Source organism: Nocardia sp. NPDC057668 (assembly GCF_042799795.1).
Taxonomy (GTDB): Bacteria; Actinomycetota; Actinomycetes; order Mycobacteriales; family Mycobacteriaceae; genus Nocardia.
Window position 1 is genome coordinate 351,179 of the sequence record NZ_JBHVIC010000009.1, and the last position, 16,050, is coordinate 367,228.

A 16,050-nucleotide genomic window follows, 5' to 3' on the forward strand; every position below is an offset into this window, starting at 1 on the left:
GCTCGGGCGGATGGGTCAGGGCGTGACGATGGCGAAATCGGGATCCGGTTTCTCGATGAAGCTCTTGAATTCGACCAGGACCGCGGCATTGCCGTCGATCGTGACGTCCCCCGCCGCGACGGCGGCCTTCATGTCCCCGCCCGCCATCATGTTCTGGATGAAGCCGCCGCGGGTGAGGGTCACGGTCGCGTCCGGCGCGGGTAGACCGTCGTCCGGCCGGCGTTCGTAGTGCACGAGTACGCCGTTGCGCAGTTCGGCGCGGCGCACCGCGTCCCGTTGATCGCTGAACTTCCAGTCGGTCACGATGCGCGCGTCCCACGCCTTCGGCCCGTTGATGAACAGCGAGATGGCGTCGAACGCCTGCTCCACGGTGAGCGCGGCCAGCAGGCCCTTGGAGTTCGCGGCGGTGGGCGTGCCGAAGGAGCCGTTGCGCAGCTCGTACGCGCCGGAGAGGTAGAAGTTGCGCCACGGGGCGTTCTCCGCGCCGTAGCCGAGCTGCTCGTACACGCTCGCCTGGAGGTCCTTGGCCTTCCGGTTGTCCGGGTCGGCGAAGATCACGTAGTTCGCCAGCGTCGCGGCCCACCGGAAATCGGCTGCGTCATAAGCTTTCTGAGCCTTCTTCAGGGTCTCGTTCGCCCCGCCCATGGCATCGACGTGCCGCTGCGCGCCCTCGGCCGGCGGGTGCTCCCACAGGTGCGCCGGATTGCCGTCGAACCAGCCCATGTAGCGCTGATAGATGGCCTTCACGTTGTGGCTGACCGAACCGTAGTACCCGTGGGTGTACCAGACCTTCTCGATGTTCGGCGGTACGCGCATGATCTCGGCGATCTCGCTGCCGACATAGCCCTGATTGAGCATGCGCAGGGTCTGATCGTTGAGGTAGCCGTACAGATCCCGTTGCAGCGACATATATTCCACGATCCTGTCGGTGCCCCAGATCGGCCAGTGATGCGAGGAGAAGACGATATCGGACTGCCGCGCATAGAGATTGATGGATTCGGTGAGGTACTTGGACCACACGTGCGGATCGCGCACCAGCGCACCCCGCAGGGTCAGGATGTTGTGCAGGGTATGGGTCGCGTTCTCCGCCATGCAGAGGTAGCGGCGGTCGGGGAAGTAGAGGTTCATCTCCGAGGGCGCTTCGGTGCCCGGGGTCAGCTGGAACACCATGCGCACCCCGTCGATCACCTGTTCCTGCCCGGTGGCGGTGATATCGATGGTCGGATCGATGAGGCTGACGGTGCCGACCGAGGTGGTCTGCCCCAGACCCGCGCCGATCTGACCCTTCTCCCCGCGCGGCAGGGCGGCGCCGTACATGTAGGCCGCGCGCCGGGACATCGCGGTGCCCGCGTAGATGTTTTCCGCCACAGCGTGTTCCAGCAGGCCGGCCGGAGCGATGACCGGGCAGCGTCCGGCCTCGACGTCCTCGCGGGTGGTGACCCCGAGCGACCCGCCGAAGTGATCGACGTGCGAATGGGTGTAGATGAGCCCGGTGACCGGCTTGTCGCCGCGGTGCTGCCGATAGAGCGCGAGCCCGGCGGCGGCGGTCTCGGTGGAGATGAGCGGATCGATGACGACGATTCCGGTGTCGCCCTCGATGATCGTCATGTTCGACAGGTCCAGCCCGCGGATCTGGAAGAAGCCGGGCGCGACCTCGTACAGGCCCTGTTTCACGGTGAGCTGGGACTGCCGCCACAGGCTCGGATTGGCCGAGGACGGGCAGGTGCCCCGCAGGAATCCGTAGGAATCGGTGTCCCAGATGACCCTGCCCTGCGCGTCCTTGATCACGCCGGGTTGCAGGGCCTGCACGAAGCCGCGATCGGCGTCGGCGAAGTCGGTGGTGTCCGAGAAGGGCATGGTCTCGGTGACCCTGCGGTTGGCCGCGGCGATGGCGTCGGTCGGGTCGGTCCGGGTGGTGGACGGGTTCACCTCGTCGTCGGAGCCGCAGCCGGTCAGCGCGCCGCCGGCACCCACCGCGGCCAGTGCCGCCGCGCCGACGCCGAGCATGCCGCGCCGCGAGACTCGGCCCCGCCCCTGTTCCGGACCACGATTGACCTGTCCACCGTCGACCACTTCGGTCTCCTCTTCGGCTCGCACGAACACCCGCACACGGTCACACGCCCAGCCAAGCAGCTAGTTGCGGAGTATTCGCTCATATATCGATAACGATTGACGCGCGGCACCGAATGCCGCATAGAGCGGGCGATATCGGATCTTCAACCATCCAGATAGAACAGTCCAGAAGTTAGCCGCAATCGCCACTCTATCTACTATTGCAGTTAGACTGCAATAGTGGTGACGGAATCCACCACCGCCCCCGTCATCGATATCGGGTGGCTCTGTGATCGGATGCAGGCATGAGCGAAGGCACGGCCGCGCGGCGGCGGCGCAATCCCGAACAGACCCGCGCGGCGATCGTGGAGGCCCTGCTCGCCGCGGTCAAGGACGGCACCTTCGCCCCGACCTCCAAGGACATCGCCGAGCGCGCGGGCGTCTCCGAGCGCAGCATCTTCGTGCACTTCCCCGGCCGCAACGACCTGCGCCTGGCCGCGGTCGAGACCCAGTCCGAATACGTCGAGTCGCTCATCGCGACCCCGGATCCGAGCCTGCCGCTGGAGCGGCGGATCGAGGCGGTCCTCGAGCGCGCCGAACTGATCTTCGCCGCCCAGCGCAATCCGCGCCTGCTGGGATTGCTGGAGTCACAGACGATCCCGGAGCTGGACGCGCGAATGCGACTGACCGACAGTCGCATCCGTGACGCGCTGGGACTCGTGTTCGAGCCCGAACTGACCTGTGACGGCGCACGCGACGAGGAACTGCTGGACCTGGTCGAGGCGACGGTGGGCTGGGCATACCGGCATCAATTGATCGAGCGGCGCGGGCTGACGCAGCGCAGCGCGTCCCGGGCCGTCGATCGGGCGCTGCGAGCACTGTTCTCCGCCAACGGTTCCCAGCGGGGATGACGGCGCTGATCGTGCGTGCCCGGGCCCGCACGATGAGCTAGCCGCAAGCACTCAGAGCGCGACCCCGATGTACTTGACTTCGAGATACTCGTCGAGACCCGCGCTGCCGCCCTCACGGCCCAGACCCGAAGCCTTCACCCCGCCGAACGGCGCGGCCACCTCGGAGATGATTCCGGTGTTCACCCCGCACATACCCGTCTGCAATCCTTCGGCGAATCGCATGGTCTCGCCCAGGTTCTCGCCGTAGACGTACCCGACCAGACCGGCCTCGGAGTCGTTGGCCGCGGCCAGCGCCTGCTCGGTGTCGGCGAAGGTGCGGATCGGCGCGACCGGCCCGAAGATCTCCTCGCGCCACACCCGCGATTCCGGATCGACGCCGGTCAGCACCGCCGGGGCCACGAAGTAGCCGGGGCCCGAGCCGATCTCGGCGCAGGTCCGCACCTGCGCGCCGCGTTCGGCCGCATCGCGCACCAGCCCTTCGACCCGGTCCACGGCGGCGCTGTCGATCAGTGGCCCGACCCGGGTGCTCGGCGCGAGACCGTCGCCGACCGGCAGCCGGGACAGCTCCGCGGCGAGGCGATCGCCGAAGTCGGCGGCCAGGGATTCGTGCACCAGAAAACGATTCGCCGACACGCACGCCTGGCCGGTGTTCCGCATCTTCGCCAGCACCGCACCCGCGACCGCCTTGTCCAGATCAGCGGATTCCAGGACCACGAAGGGCGCGTTGCCGCCGAGCTCCATGGAGGTGCGCAGCACCCGCCGCGACGCCTGGGCGAGCAGCAGCCGCCCGACCACGGTGGATCCGGTGAAGGTCAGCTTGCGCAGGCGCGGGTCGGTGATGATGGGGGTGGAGACCTCGGCGGCATTGGAGGTCGTCACGCAGTTGACCACCCCGGCCGGGAGTCCGGCGTCCGCGAGCACGCGCATGAATTCCAGTGCGGTGAGCGGGGTCTGGGGCGCGGGCTTGAGTACGACGGTGCACCCGGCCGCCAGCGCCGGCGCGATCTTGCGGGTCGCCATGGCCAGCGGGAAGTTCCACGGGGTGATGGCGTACACCGGGCCGACCGGCTGGCGGGTCACCACGATGCGCTGATCACCGGCCGGGGCGCGGAAGTAGTCGCCGCCCCCGCGCACGCCCTCCTCGGCGAACCAGCGCAGGAATTCCGCGCCGTACGCCACTTCACCGCGCGCCTCGGCGTACGGCTTGCCCATCTCCAGGGTGATGAGGGTGGCGATGCGATCGGCACGCTCGTGCAGCAGGTCGAAGGCTCGCATGAGCAGATCGGCGCGGGCGCGCGGATGCGTTGCCGCCCAGGATTCCTGGGCGGCCACCGCCGCGTTGAGGGCGGCCATGCCGGTGCCGGCGTCGGCATCGGCCACCGCGGCGATCATCTCGCCGGTGGCCGGATTCTCCACCGGCTGCAGCGTCGGGTCATCGGTCCAGTGACCACCGATGAAGTGACCGACGGGCAGGTCGGTGAGGGCATCGCCGATGCCCCGCGGGACGGTCGCGGTCGTCATCGAATCTCCTTGTCGCCGTGGTCGAAGACAATAACCCTCGCACGGCCGCGCCGTCGGCGAGCAGGTTCATGGCCTCGTTGATCTGGGTCGGAGCGATGCGCGCGGGGATCGGCTTCTCGCCCGGCAGCAGCCCCGCCCGCGAGATGTGTTCGTAGCGCGCGACGTCCCGGGATGGCACCGCCGAACCGAGACAGCTGCCCACGACGGTGCGGCCCGCGCAGTCCGGCCGGGCGTAGGCAGTGTGCTCGAGGCACCGGGCGCCGGCGATCCGACGGTGCCGGTGGCGCCGCCGGGAGCCGTTGCCGCGTGGGCGGTTTCGTGTCAGATTTCGACCATCTGGTGGTCGCCGACGAGGCCGCCCAGGCGGCGCAGATGATCGCTGGAGTCACCGAGCGAATGCTCGATGGCGGTGAGCCGGGCCGTGTAGTGCCCGACCGGATACTCCGCGGTCATGCCGATGCCGCCGTGCAGCTGAATCGATTCCTGGCCGATGTGCCGGGCCGAACGGCCCACCCGGAGCTTGGCGCGCGAGGCCACCACCGGATCGGCGACGCCGTCCGCCAGCGACATGGAGGCGTACATGCTCATGCCGCGCGCCAGTTCCAGCGAGACGTACATGTCCGCGGCCCGCTGGGTCAGGGTCTGGAACGAGCGCAGCGGGACCCCGAACTGCTTGCGGGTCTTCAGGTATTCCGCGGTGAGCCGCAGCGACTCCTCCATCGCCCCGATCGCCTCGGCGCACAGCGCGGCCTGCGCGTGCGCGAGGGCGGAATCGATGACATCGGTGACATCGGCGGCCGCGCCGAGCGATTCGGCGCGCACACCGTCGAACTCGATGTCCGCGCCGCGCTGCCCGTCGTGGGTGCGGTACGGGGCGCGCCGCACGCCCGTGCCGGCCGGGTCGACCAGGAACAGGGCGGTGCCGCCGCCCTCGGGCAGGGCCGCGCTCACGATCAGCAGTTCGGCGCAATCACCGTGCGGCACGGTGCTCTTGCGCCCGGTGAGAACCCAGTTCTCCCCGTCGGCGACCACCCGGGTGGCGATCTCGTGCGACGGCCAGCGCACGCCCGGCTCGTTGTGCGCGAACGCCGCGCGCACAGCGCCGTCGGCGATCTTGGGCAGCAATTCCTTGCGCTGGGCGTCCGCGCCCACGTGCGCGATGAGCCCGCCGGGCAACAGGGCACAGTCGAGCAGGGGTTCGGGGGCCAGGCGACGGCCGATCTCGGTGAAGACCAGCATCGCCTCCAGCGGGCCCGCGCCCATGCCGCCGTCCTCCTCCGCGAAAGTCAGCCCCAGCAGGCCGATCTCGGCGAAGGTGCGCCACAGCTGCGGGTCCCAGCCGAGTTCGGTGCCGATGACCTCGGTGCGCCGTTCGGGGGTGTACCCGCGGGCCAGCACGTCGCGCACGGTGTCGCGCAGCATTTCCTGTTCAGTGGTGAGATCGAAATCCATGGCGCTGCCTCACAATCCGAGAATGGTCGAGGCGATGATGGTGCGCTGCACCTCGTTCGAGCCTCCGTAGATCGATGTCTTGCGGTAGTTCAGGTAGGTGGCGGTGCTGCGGCGCGCCCAGTCCGGGGTGTCGCCCTCACGGGGCAGGGAATCGGGACCGGCGATGTCGACCAGCAGTTCGGTGACGGCCTGCTGGAGTTCGGTGCCGCGCAGTTTGAGGATCGAGGAGACCGGGTTCGGCTTGCCGTCGGCCGAGCCCGAGGCCACTCGCAGCTGCACCAATTCCAGTGCCAGCAGCTCGTTCTCGAGTTCGGCGATGCGGGTCGCGAAGATCGGATCGTCCAGCATGGTGCCGGCGCCGAGCCGGGTTTGGCGCGCGTGCTCCTTGGCCAGCCACAGCCGGACCTTGTTCTGGCCGACGGCCGCGATGCCGGTGCGCTCGTTGCCGAGCAGGAACTTGGCGTAGGTCCAGCCCTGATTCTCCGCGCCCACCAGGTTTTCCACCGGGACGCGCACGTCTTCGAGGAAGACCTCGTTGACCTCGTGGCAGCCGTCGATGAGCTCGATCGGCCGCACGGTGACGCCCGGGGTGTCGAGCGGGAACAGCAGCATGGAGATGCCGGCCTGCTTCTTGGGCGCGCCCGGATCGGTGCGCACCAGGCAGAAGATCCAGTCCGCGGACTGGGCGGCCGTGGTCCAGGTCTTCTGGCCGTTGACCACATAGTGGTCGCCGTCGCGCACGGCGGTGGTGCGCAGCGAGGCCAGGTCGGAACCGGCCTCGGGCTCGGAAAAGCCCTGGCACCACCAGATGTCGAGATTGGCGGTGGCGGGCAGGAAACGCTGCTTGAGTTCCTCCGAGCCGAAGTGCGCGATGACCGGGCCGATCATGTTGGCGTTGAAGGTCAGTGGCTCGGGGACCGAGGCGAGCTGCAACTCGTCGTGCCAGATGTGGCGCTGCACGGGCGACCAGTCGCGGCCGCCCCAGGCCACCGGCCAGTTCGGCACGGCCAATCCGTGCTGGTTCAGGATGCGCTGGGTGGTGACGATGTCGTCCTTGCTCAGCTCCTGCCCGTGCCGATTCCGGTTCCGGATATCGGCCGGGATTTCGCTCCGGAAGAACGCGCGCAGCTCGTCACGAAACGCGAGCTCGTCCTCGGTGAGCGCCAATTTCATGCCTTGACCTCCAGTTTCGTGGCCATCCCGGCCGCGTCGAATGCGGCTACCCGGGTGGACCCCGTCATCGACGGATACGATACACAGATAGCGCAATGTCTCAAATAGCCTCGAGGAGGAGAACCATGCCGGACGACGACCGGACCGCGCACGACGCCCTCGGCGTCGGCGAACTGATCGGCCATCGCCATCGCACCGGCAGCCTGCCCGGCCAGCGCCGCGACCCGCATCGGCTGGCCCTGGTCATCGAGGGCGGCGCCTCCCGCGGCGCGTTCTCGCACGGCATGGCGATGGCGCTCGAGGAACTGGGCGTGCTGCCGAGTTTCGACGCGGTGTACGGGGCATCGGCGGGTGCGCTGAACGGAGCGTGGCTGCTGTGCGGGCGCGCACGGGACTCCGAGCGCGCCTGGGCGCCCGAGGTCATCGATCGCGTCATCTCACCGATCCGGGCGCTGCGCGGCGGCCCGGTCGTGGACACCCGGTATCTGGTGCACACCGTGTACGAACGGCTGGTGCCCATGGACTTCCCCGCCATCCTGGCCAATCCGATCACCTTCCATCCCATCGCCACCGACGCCGACACCGGCGCGGCCGTGGATCTGCATGCCGGACTGACCGATTCACGTTCCATCCAGATCGCGCTGCGCGCCTCCACCTGTATGCCGATCCTGGCGGGCAAGCCGGTGCGCATCGGCGCGCGGCGCTACGTCGACGCGGGATTGTCCGAGGCGGTGCCGATTCGCACCGCACTGGCCCAGGGCGCGACCCGGGTGCTGGTGCTGCGCACTCGGCGCGACAACGAGATCGCGCGCCCGCCTTCGGCATTGGAGAACCAGGTGGTGGCCCGCTACCTGTCCCGGCGCGCGCCGGGCGCGGTGGGCCCGTGGCTGGGGCACGGTCAGCGACAGCTGGCGGACGAGCGGGAATTCACCGATCACCCGGCGGTGCTGCAGATCCGGCCCCCGCGCAATGCCCCGGACATCAGCCGCACCGACCGCGGCGCGGAACTGCTCACCCGGGCGCTGAGCCTGGGCCGCGAGGTCACCGCGCGCACCCTGGCCGACTACCTCACCCCTATGATTTCCACGTGACGCGCCCGGAGAGAACCAGGTCGCCGGGCCGACCGGCCTCGGCCAGCCGCGACGACGTGCTGCGCGCGGCCGCGGACATGTTCGTGGCGGGCAAGCGGGTCGACGTCAACGCCGTCGCCGCCCAGCTCGGGGTGAGCCGGGCGAGCATCTACCGCTGGTTCGGATCCCGGGACGGGCTGCTCGGCGCGGTCATCGTGCACCAGCTCGATCGCATGGTCGCGCACGTGGAACGCCGAACCAGCAGTACGGGGTTGACGCGGCTGAGCGAGATCCTGGACCGCACCGTGCAGTGGCTGGTCGATCACGATTCGCTGCGCACCTACTTCGACAACGAGTCGACCGCGGCGCTGCGACTCATTACCCGCAGTGACGGTCCGGTGCACGAACCGGTGGTGGCCATCGTGTCCCAGCTCATCGCGCGAGCGCAGGAGCAGGGCTACCGCCCGCCCCTCGATCGCGAGACGCTGGCCTACGCGCTGGTCCGGCTGTGGGAGGCGTTCCTGTACAACGACGCCGTGGCGGGATTCCGGGGCGACGTGGAGCGTCTGCGCCAGGTGCAGGCGGCGCTGCTGCGCACCTGATCACGCCCGCCGCCGTCGCGACTCTCAGGCGCTGCGAGCCGAAACCCGCTCGGGTGCAAGGCTTTCCGCCGGTTCTCTGCCGTCCCGCAGTGAGCGCCGCACCCACAGCCAGGTGACCGCCAGCATGAGCACCAGCGCCGGCTTTCCCAGCACCAGCGCGACCGAGCCGAGCAGCACCACCTTGTTCGCCGCGTACAGCGGGACCATGATCACCAGGTGTACCGCCCAGAAGGCGAACCATGCCCCGGTCACCCTGCGGTGCAGGAGAAGTCGAGCGCGCGGGTCGGCGTGCTCGGCCGGTTCCAGGCCGATCCGGCGGCAGGCCCAGCGGCTCAGCGGCCGGCCGGTGAGCAGCGTGAGACCGAAGGCGACCGAAAAGAACAGGCAGATCAGCAGATCCGGCAGATAGAAGCCGCGACCCTCGCCGGTGATGCCCACGAACATCGAGAACACGACCACGACCAGCAGCGAGATCGTCACCGTCTTGACCGAATCGCCGCGCAACAGGCGGTACAGCCCGACGAAGGCGGCCACCGCGAGCGCGATCAGCACACCGCTCTTCGCGTCGGCGGCGGAGTAGCCGATGAGGAAGCCGATCGCGGGAGCGGCCCCGTCGAGCAGATGCCCGGGACCGCCCAGCGCCCGGAACTTTCCCCACATCTCGGCAGCTCCCGAGCGTTCACTGGTCTCGATTCGCATGGTCCTCTCCTGTTCGCCGGTCGCCGGAGGTTGTCGTCGGCCAGATCACTATTGCAGTCTCACTGTAATAAGCCGGAGGTTGTCGGCCAAGCCGATATGACCGGTCTCGCTGATTCTCAATCCCGTGACCCGGGGCACAGCGCGACGCACGACGACCGGATGAGACCGATTCAGCAAATGTCTAGTTAAGCTCCGGGAGTCGGGGGTCACGCGGATCGAAGGAGTACGACGTGCAGGTTCCAACCACGCCACCGCTCTCCCGCCGCCGAATCCTGGGCATGGGCGCGGTGGCGCTCGCCGGTCTCGGACTCGCCGCCTGCGGATCCGGCGAGGACTCCGGCTCGAGCTCCGGCACCCCCGGCACCACCACCTCGGACGACCCCAAGGATGTCGCGTCCGACGCCTACACCTTCGGCTATCCCCTGGTGCTCATGGACGCCACCCGCGCGGCCTCGGGCGCGCCGAACCAATTCATGAACGCCACCGCGCTGCCGACGCCCGCCGACCGCTTCGTGGTGCGACTCAATCTCGACACCCTGTACTCCCAGGCGTGGCTGGATCTGCGGGCGGAGCCGCTCGTATTGCAGGTGCCCGCAATGGAATCCGAGCGGTACTGGCTCATGCAGGTGCTCGACGCCTGGAGCAACACCGCGCACAATCCCAGCAGTGTGCGCCCGCAGACCGACGCCGGGGTGCAGGCTCCCCCGTACACCTATCTGCTGACCGGCCCGCAGTGGAGCGGACAGACGCCCGAAGGCATGACCCGGCTGGCCATGACCACCGACATGACCTGGGTGATCGGCCGGATTCAGGTGAACGGTCCCGAGGACGTGCCGAATGTCGTTGCCCTGCAGGCCGGATTGAAGCTGGTGCCCCTCGGCGCCTGGCTGGCCGGGCAGACCGATTCCCCCGGGCGGCCACTGTCGATCGACCCCGCCGCCACCCCGCCGCCCGCGCAGGTGGCGGCCATGGACGGCCCCGCTTTCTTCGACAGGCTCTGCGCGCTCATGGCGGCCAATCCGCCCGCCCCCGCGGACGCACCCGCCATGGAACGCTTCGCCAAGATCGGCGTGAAGCCCGGCGCGACGGTCGATTCGCTCTCCGCCGATGTGCTGAACGAGGGTGCGGCACAGGGCAAGACGGCGATTCCGGCCTATCGCGACCCGAAGGCCGAATCGGTGAACGGCTGGACCTACAGCACCGATCTCGGCACCTATGGCACCGATTACGCACTGCGCGCCCGCACGGCGGTGCAGGCGCTGGGCGCGAATCTCGCCGAGGACGCCCTGTACCCCAGCATCGGCGGCGAGGCCGACGACAACGGCGTACCGCTGCGCTACCGGCTGCGATTCGCGCCGGGTCAGCTCCCGCCCGTGGACGCCTTCTGGTCGATCACCGCCTACGACGCGGACAGCTACCTGGTGCCGAACGCCGCGCAGATCTATTCGATCGGCCACGATATCCCGGTCGTCGCCGGCCCGGACGGCACGGTGGAGCTCGCCGTCCAGAGTGAGGACCCGGGTTCGGCGGTGCCGCAGGGCAATTGGCTGCCCATTCCGGCCACCGGGAAGTTCTCGCTGAGCATGCGCCTGTACGCCCCGCAGTCACGCGCGCTCGACGACAACTGGCAGCCGCCCGCGCTCACCAGGGAGAGCTGACCGAGCTACCGGATGCCCGGGGTGGCCGGATCCGTGCCGAAGCAGCCCACGATGTAGCAGCCCGGCGGCCACCCCGACACCGGCGGGGCCAGCGGCTTGTCCAGGCAGGTGAGGAACCCGCACCCCGGATAGGCCATGCGGCCCAGGCCCAGCGCGGCCAGGGTGGCTTCGGGATTGGATATGTACGGGTCGGCGAGGCTGACATCGGGCACCGGGCGGTACGGGCCCGGATCGGCCAGCACCGGGTCGCGGAACGCGGCACCCAGCGCCCGCATGGCATCGTGCGGGAAGCTGACCGCGCCGCCGGGAACGGTGATGCCGGTCCAGCTCACCAGCAGCCCCAGGCTGGGCACGATGTTGTTGTCCTGCCGCATCATTCCCGACATCTGCACGGCGTCGGACGGGAGGCCGGGGAAGATCGAGTCACAGCCCGGGCCGTTCACCACGAACAGGTAGCCGTAGCAGTCGTTGGTGCCCGCCGGGGTGGTCGCCTCGTCCAGGTAGGCGCGGGAAATCACCCGCGTGCCCGCCCAGTCGCCGCGATTGGCGATCAGCAGCCCGAGTTTGACGAAATCGTCCGGCGGCATGACCAGATGCGCGTACCCGTAGGTGTGGCCGCTGCGATCACGCGCCCAGTAGTAGTCGCCGCGTTCGATGCCCAAGGGGTCGAACAGTTCCCGCTGGGCGAAGGTCTGGAAATCCTCCCCCACCGCCTGCTGCACCACGAAGGCGAGCAGATCCACCGCACGCTGGCTGTACTGCCACTTCGTGCCCTGCGGCGCGATGATCGGCATCGCGAGGGCCTGCGCCACCACGTTCGGATCCAATTGGATCAGGCCGGTGACGCCCTCGGAGGCGACGGCGACCTCCATCCCGGAGGATTCGGTCAGCAGACTGCGCACGGTGATCGCGCGATGCTCCGCGTCGCCGAGCCCGGCGGGCAGATACCGGTCGATGGGGTCCGTGACCCGCAGGAGCCCGGCGTCCACGGCGATACCGGCCACCATGGACACCACGCTCTTGGTGCTGCTCCACAGATTCCAGGCCACGCCCCCGGCTTGCGCGTTGGTGGGGCCACTGCCCACGAGGCAGTTGTTCCGGTAGATCGACACCGTGAACCGGGTGGGATCGGCCACGAATTCCAGGGCGCGGTCCAGCGCCGCGGAATCCAGGCCGACCGCTTCCGGGGCGGCGGACTCGGGCTGGCGGCCCGAGGTGACCGAACACTGCCGTAGTTGCCCGGGTTCGCCCTGCGCGGCGGGGACGCCGGCGAACAGCGTTCCCACCGTCATCACCGCCACCGCGAGAGCCGTCATCGTTCGCCGCACACCGTCTCCTCTGCCCGAAGTTCCCTTCGGTCAGATCGGAAACGGCAACTCGCCGTTATCTTTTCGTAACCCCCGAATTGTCGGGGCGCTGATTCTCGGGGCGGTGATTCCGGGGGAACGCGGCGGCATTCCGAACGGGGAATTCACCCCGAACCCGGTGGGTCACACCGGGCCCGGGGGGCCTGGGGGAAGCTGGACCGCGCTCGCGAGCACGGTCGCCGGCTCCGGCTCGGCTACGACGATGCCGTTCGCTCCCATGGTGTCGGCAATACCGCTCCCGCGCAGCAAATCCGCCGAGGAACGTCGGATGCGTCCCATTCTCCGGGCGGGTCGGCACGGTGTCGCGGTTCGACTGTGCCGTATCGGCGAGGGTGTGCGCTTCACCCGCCAGGGATGGTTTCGTGCACGGGCGAGCCCGAATACCCGGTCGGGCATACGTCCAGATCGAGCCGAAGTCCGGTACGTTGTGTTTGCTAGTGAATTGCTTATATGCATTTACGGCAGCCCCGGGAGGCTCGGTGACCATTTCCGAACGGGTCGATCCACACCCGGCAACGGTTCATCTGTCGCGGCACGAACTGGAAAAGCAGACGCTCGCCTTTCATCCCGTGGCACATACCGCGGTGTTTCAGCGACTCAGCGCGAGCGTCACCGAATTCGGTCCCACCGTGCTGATCATTTGCTCACCGGCCGGCACCGGAAAGAGCGTAATCCTGGCGGATTGGCTCGACCACGAAAGCCGGACTCGCGGCGGCGACCTCGCGACCGCGTGGATCACCGCGCACGAGGGTCTGGACTCCGCGGCGGCGCTGTACGCGGCCGTTCACGACGCGCTCGGCGCGGACCTACCCGTCCGGACCGAAGCGGCTGCCCCGCACGACATCCACGCGGCACTCGCGCATGGTGTCCGGCCGACGGTGCTGGTGTTCGACGACGCCCATCGCATCACCGCGCCGGGGGCGCTCGCCGCGCTGGAAGAGCTATTGGCACAGGCTCCCCCGCACCTGACGGTGGTGGTCGCCGCCCGGCGCGTGCCCGCCCTGCGCTGGCACCCGCTCGAGCTGCGCGGCCGCCTCGTGCGCGTCGGTCCCGATGAGCTGGCCCTGAACGCGGTGCAGGTGCGCGCGATCTGCGCACAGCACGGGTACGTCCCGGACGACGGTGACCTGCGTGCCATCACGTCGCTGACCCGGGGCTGGGCCGCGCTGGTGCGCATGACCGCCCAGCATCTGGCCGCGCACGACGGGCGCGGAGCCGCCGCGCTCACCACCCCGGCCCACCCCGTCCGCGCGATATCGGATTTCCTGCAGTCCGAACTGCTAGCCGATATGAGCGCCGGCGCACTGGCTTTCCTGACCCGCGCCGCCATACCCGACGCCTGCGACGACGAACTCGCCACCGAGCTCGCGGGCCCAGAGGCCGCACAGCAGCTGGCCGAACTGGAAAGCGCCGGCTTCCCGATCACCCGGCAGGCGCGCGGGAATCGAGTCTGGTTCGAGTTCCACCCCGTGCTCCGGAATCACCTGCGGACCCAGGCCCGTCGCATCCATCCCGAGCTGCTGCCGGACCTGCACCGCCGCAGCGCGGTCCGGCTGCTCGCCGCCGGGGAACCACTGCCCGCGCTGCCGCACCTGATGGCCGCGCAGGACACGGACGGGCTGCGGAACCTGCTGCGCGATCACGCCTTCGCCCTGGTGCTCGACGGCCACGGCGACGCCCTCCTGTGCGCCCTCGAATCCGCGGGACCGGCGGTCACCGACGACAGCTACGTCTGGCTCCTGCGCGCCGTCCATGCCCTGTCCCGAGGCGAAATCGCCGCGGGCGCGGCCTATTCGGCCCTGGTCCACGCCCGCACGGACGCACCGTCGGTCGCCCCGCTCTCCTGGTTGCGGTCGCTGACCCGGGCCGCCGCTCTCGAAGCCGACATCGCGAACGGCCTCCGGCGATCCGGGGCTGTTCCGGCATCGGCCCGAACGGAACGGCCACCCGCGCGGCAGGGGTCCTGCGCGGGCTCGGACGCCGCGGCCGACCTCGCCGAAGACCTCGCGCCGACCGGACAGCCCGACATCGACTGCTACCTCACCCTGCAACTCGCGACCGCGCTCGCCCTGCACGGCCGGCTCCCGGAAAGCGAACGCGCACTGCGCCATTGCCTCGCCCTGGCCGACCGCCGCGACCATCACCGGCTCGCGCTGCAGGCCATGACCCGCCTGTCCCTGACGGCCGGTCTCGCCGGCGAGATCACCACCGTGCGCACCCGCGCCGAACGCGCGCGGCTTCGCGCCGCCGACCACGAACTCACGTGCACCCCGGATGCGGCGCACGCGGCCGCCCTCGCCGCCCTCGCCCACCATTGGCAGGGCACGACACCGGCACGCGACCGCACCACCCCGTGTCCCGCCGGGGACCTGTCACACGCCGAGTTGCCGGACGGCGACACTTCCCGACCCGCGGCACGATCGCACTTCGGCGGAAAAGGCATCGCCGGTGTGGGCAGCCTCGTCGCTCGTTGCCAGGACGACCCACATTGGCCCGGCGCAACACCGGTCCACCGGTGCTCGGGCCATTCCGAGCACCCCGTGCACACCGTCCCTTCGCGCGGCGCGCCTCTGCTCGACAGCGCAGATCCGGGCTCGGGCATACCGTCGCACGGCGATGTCCGGGTGAGCGGAGTCGCCGTGCAGCGCCGATATCGGCAGTGCGAGACCCTCTCTCCGCCCTGCGATTCCCGCCGGCACGGCGAACACTCGGAGGACGAGAGCGGGTCGTGGATCGACCGGCACGTGCGGGCCGTCGCCTGCCTGGTGGCTTTTCACGATCCGGGAGCGGACCGGCACGCCGCGGCAGAAGCGGTGCGCGACAGCATGTTCCGGCTGCTCGAGAGCGGGGCGGCGGCGGTGACCGGCGGGCAACTGCTGCCGTCGGCGATGTGGGTGCTGCTGGGGGTCAATGAACCCCGGCTGGCCCAGGAACTGGTGGAGCGGGCCGAGCGGGCGGTGGGCGACACGGCGGAGGTCGCGGTCGCGCGCGCCGCCATCGCCGAGATCGGCAATCGGTCGAAATCCACTCGGGCACTGCTCGTTCCGGTCCTCGACGCCGGACCCGAGGTGCATCCGGTCACGGCGGTGACAGCGTGGCTGCTCGAAGCCTGCGCGGCCGAGAGACTCGGGCACGCGCGGCGGGTCCGGCACAGCCTGGAGCAGGCGTTGCGCCGCGGGGTCGGAGAGGGGCTCGTCCGGCCGTTCCTGGACGTGCCCGGCGCCCTGGCACTGCTGGACGAATACACCGGAAGGTTCGGCCATTTCGACGCTTTCGCCGATCGCGTACGGGCGCATCCGGGGGCCGGGCGGGCCGGGCTGGGGCCGGTATTGACCAGGACCGAGTTGTCGGTACTGCGGCTGCTGCCCTCCGGGCGCACGGCGCAGCAGATCTCCGAGGATCTCGGAGTGTCGGTCAACACCGTGAAGACGCACCTGCGGGGCATCTACGCCAAGCTGGGCACCAACACCCGGGGCGACACGCTGGATCGCGCCCGGCAGCACGGAATTCTGTAGCGCGGCGGTCGTATTCGGTGCTCCCCGCCC

11 protein-coding genes are annotated in these 16,050 nt (G+C 69.6%); 5 read left to right on the forward strand and 6 right to left on the reverse strand.

The window, feature by feature from the left end; genetic code table 11:
- Positions 1 to 15: 15 nt before the first annotated feature.
- A complete protein-coding gene (locus tag ACFVBH_RS39580; RefSeq protein ID WP_379012137.1) occupies positions 16 to 1,857 on the reverse strand; it encodes an alkyl/aryl-sulfatase in 1,842 nt (613 codons plus the stop codon).
- Between the two features lie 500 nt (positions 1,858 to 2,357).
- On the opposite strand from ACFVBH_RS39580, the gene ACFVBH_RS39585 reads away from it, so the two are divergent.
- Complete coding sequence (locus ACFVBH_RS39585; protein ID WP_379011656.1) at positions 2,358 to 2,963, forward strand: TetR/AcrR family transcriptional regulator; 606 nt, start codon at positions 2,358 to 2,360, stop codon at positions 2,961 to 2,963.
- 51 nt (positions 2,964 to 3,014) lie between these two features.
- On the opposite strand, the gene ACFVBH_RS39590 is transcribed toward ACFVBH_RS39585, so the two are convergent.
- The 3 genes from ACFVBH_RS39590 to ACFVBH_RS39600 form a co-directional block, all read right to left on the reverse strand.
- Positions 3,015 to 4,484, reverse strand: coding sequence for an NAD-dependent succinate-semialdehyde dehydrogenase (locus ACFVBH_RS39590; RefSeq protein WP_379011662.1), 1,470 nt, complete (start codon positions 4,482 to 4,484; stop codon positions 3,015 to 3,017).
- A 321-nt stretch (positions 4,485 to 4,805) separates the two neighbouring features.
- Positions 4,806 to 5,936, reverse strand: a complete 1,131-nt coding sequence (locus ACFVBH_RS39595; RefSeq protein ID WP_354985973.1) for an acyl-CoA dehydrogenase family protein — start codon at positions 5,934 to 5,936, stop codon at positions 4,806 to 4,808.
- Between the two features lie 9 nt (positions 5,937 to 5,945).
- Entirely contained in the window at positions 5,946 to 7,109 is a 1,164-nt protein-coding gene (locus ACFVBH_RS39600) for an acyl-CoA dehydrogenase family protein (RefSeq protein ID WP_379011671.1), read from the reverse strand.
- Positions 7,110 to 7,234: 125 nt separating this feature from the next.
- On the opposite strand from ACFVBH_RS39600, the gene ACFVBH_RS39605 reads away from it, so the two are divergent.
- Both ACFVBH_RS39605 and ACFVBH_RS39610 read left to right on the forward strand, forming a co-directional pair.
- Entirely contained in the window at positions 7,235 to 8,200 is a 966-nt protein-coding gene (locus ACFVBH_RS39605) for a patatin family protein (protein ID WP_379011675.1), read from the forward strand.
- Positions 8,197 to 8,781: a QsdR family transcriptional regulator gene (locus ACFVBH_RS39610; RefSeq protein ID WP_354985970.1), complete on the forward strand. Its 585-nt coding sequence runs from the start codon at positions 8,197 to 8,199 to the stop codon at positions 8,779 to 8,781. The genes ACFVBH_RS39605 and ACFVBH_RS39610 overlap by 4 nt, the downstream gene beginning before the upstream one ends.
- A 24-nt stretch (positions 8,782 to 8,805) precedes the next feature.
- On the opposite strand, the gene ACFVBH_RS39615 is transcribed toward ACFVBH_RS39610, so the two are convergent.
- On the reverse strand, positions 8,806 to 9,480 hold the full coding sequence (locus ACFVBH_RS39615; protein ID WP_379011684.1) for a DUF3159 domain-containing protein: 675 nt from the start codon (positions 9,478 to 9,480) through the stop codon (positions 8,806 to 8,808).
- A 230-nt stretch (positions 9,481 to 9,710) separates the two neighbouring features.
- On the opposite strand from ACFVBH_RS39615, the gene ACFVBH_RS39620 reads away from it, so the two are divergent.
- A complete protein-coding gene (locus ACFVBH_RS39620) occupies positions 9,711 to 11,138 on the forward strand; it encodes a DUF1254 domain-containing protein (RefSeq protein WP_379011689.1) in 1,428 nt (475 codons plus the stop codon).
- Positions 11,139 to 11,143: 5 nt separating this feature from the next.
- Here the strand turns inward: ACFVBH_RS39620 and ACFVBH_RS39625 are convergent, their stop codons facing one another.
- Positions 11,144 to 12,466, reverse strand: a complete 1,323-nt coding sequence (locus ACFVBH_RS39625) for a serine hydrolase domain-containing protein (protein WP_379011695.1) — start codon at positions 12,464 to 12,466, stop codon at positions 11,144 to 11,146.
- 518 nt (positions 12,467 to 12,984) lie between these two features.
- Between ACFVBH_RS39625 and ACFVBH_RS39630 the strand changes: the two genes are divergently transcribed.
- Positions 12,985 to 16,020 (forward strand): LuxR C-terminal-related transcriptional regulator, encoded by a 3,036-nt coding sequence (locus tag ACFVBH_RS39630; protein WP_379011699.1) that lies wholly within the window; start codon positions 12,985 to 12,987, stop codon positions 16,018 to 16,020.
- Positions 16,021 to 16,050: the final 30 nt, after the last annotated feature.

Excerpts from the sequence above, each read along its gene's own strand:
- ACFVBH_RS39590 (WP_379011662.1), bottom strand. The coding sequence starts at position 4,484 with ATGACGACCGCGACCGTCCCGCGGGGCATCGGCGATGCCCTCACCGAC.
- ACFVBH_RS39585 (WP_379011656.1), top strand. The coding sequence starts at position 2,358 with ATGAGCGAAGGCACGGCCGCGCGGCGGCGGCGCAATCCCGAACAGACC.
- ACFVBH_RS39615 (WP_379011684.1), bottom strand. The coding sequence starts at position 9,480 with ATGCGAATCGAGACCAGTGAACGCTCGGGAGCTGCCGAGATGTGGGGA.
- ACFVBH_RS39580 (WP_379012137.1), bottom strand. The coding sequence starts at position 1,857 with ATGCCCTTCTCGGACACCACCGACTTCGCCGACGCCGATCGCGGCTTC.
- ACFVBH_RS39605 (WP_379011675.1), top strand. The coding sequence starts at position 7,235 with ATGCCGGACGACGACCGGACCGCGCACGACGCCCTCGGCGTCGGCGAA.
- ACFVBH_RS39595 (WP_354985973.1), bottom strand. The coding sequence starts at position 5,936 with ATGGATTTCGATCTCACCACTGAACAGGAAATGCTGCGCGACACCGTG.
- ACFVBH_RS39600 (WP_379011671.1), bottom strand. The coding sequence starts at position 7,109 with ATGAAATTGGCGCTCACCGAGGACGAGCTCGCGTTTCGTGACGAGCTG.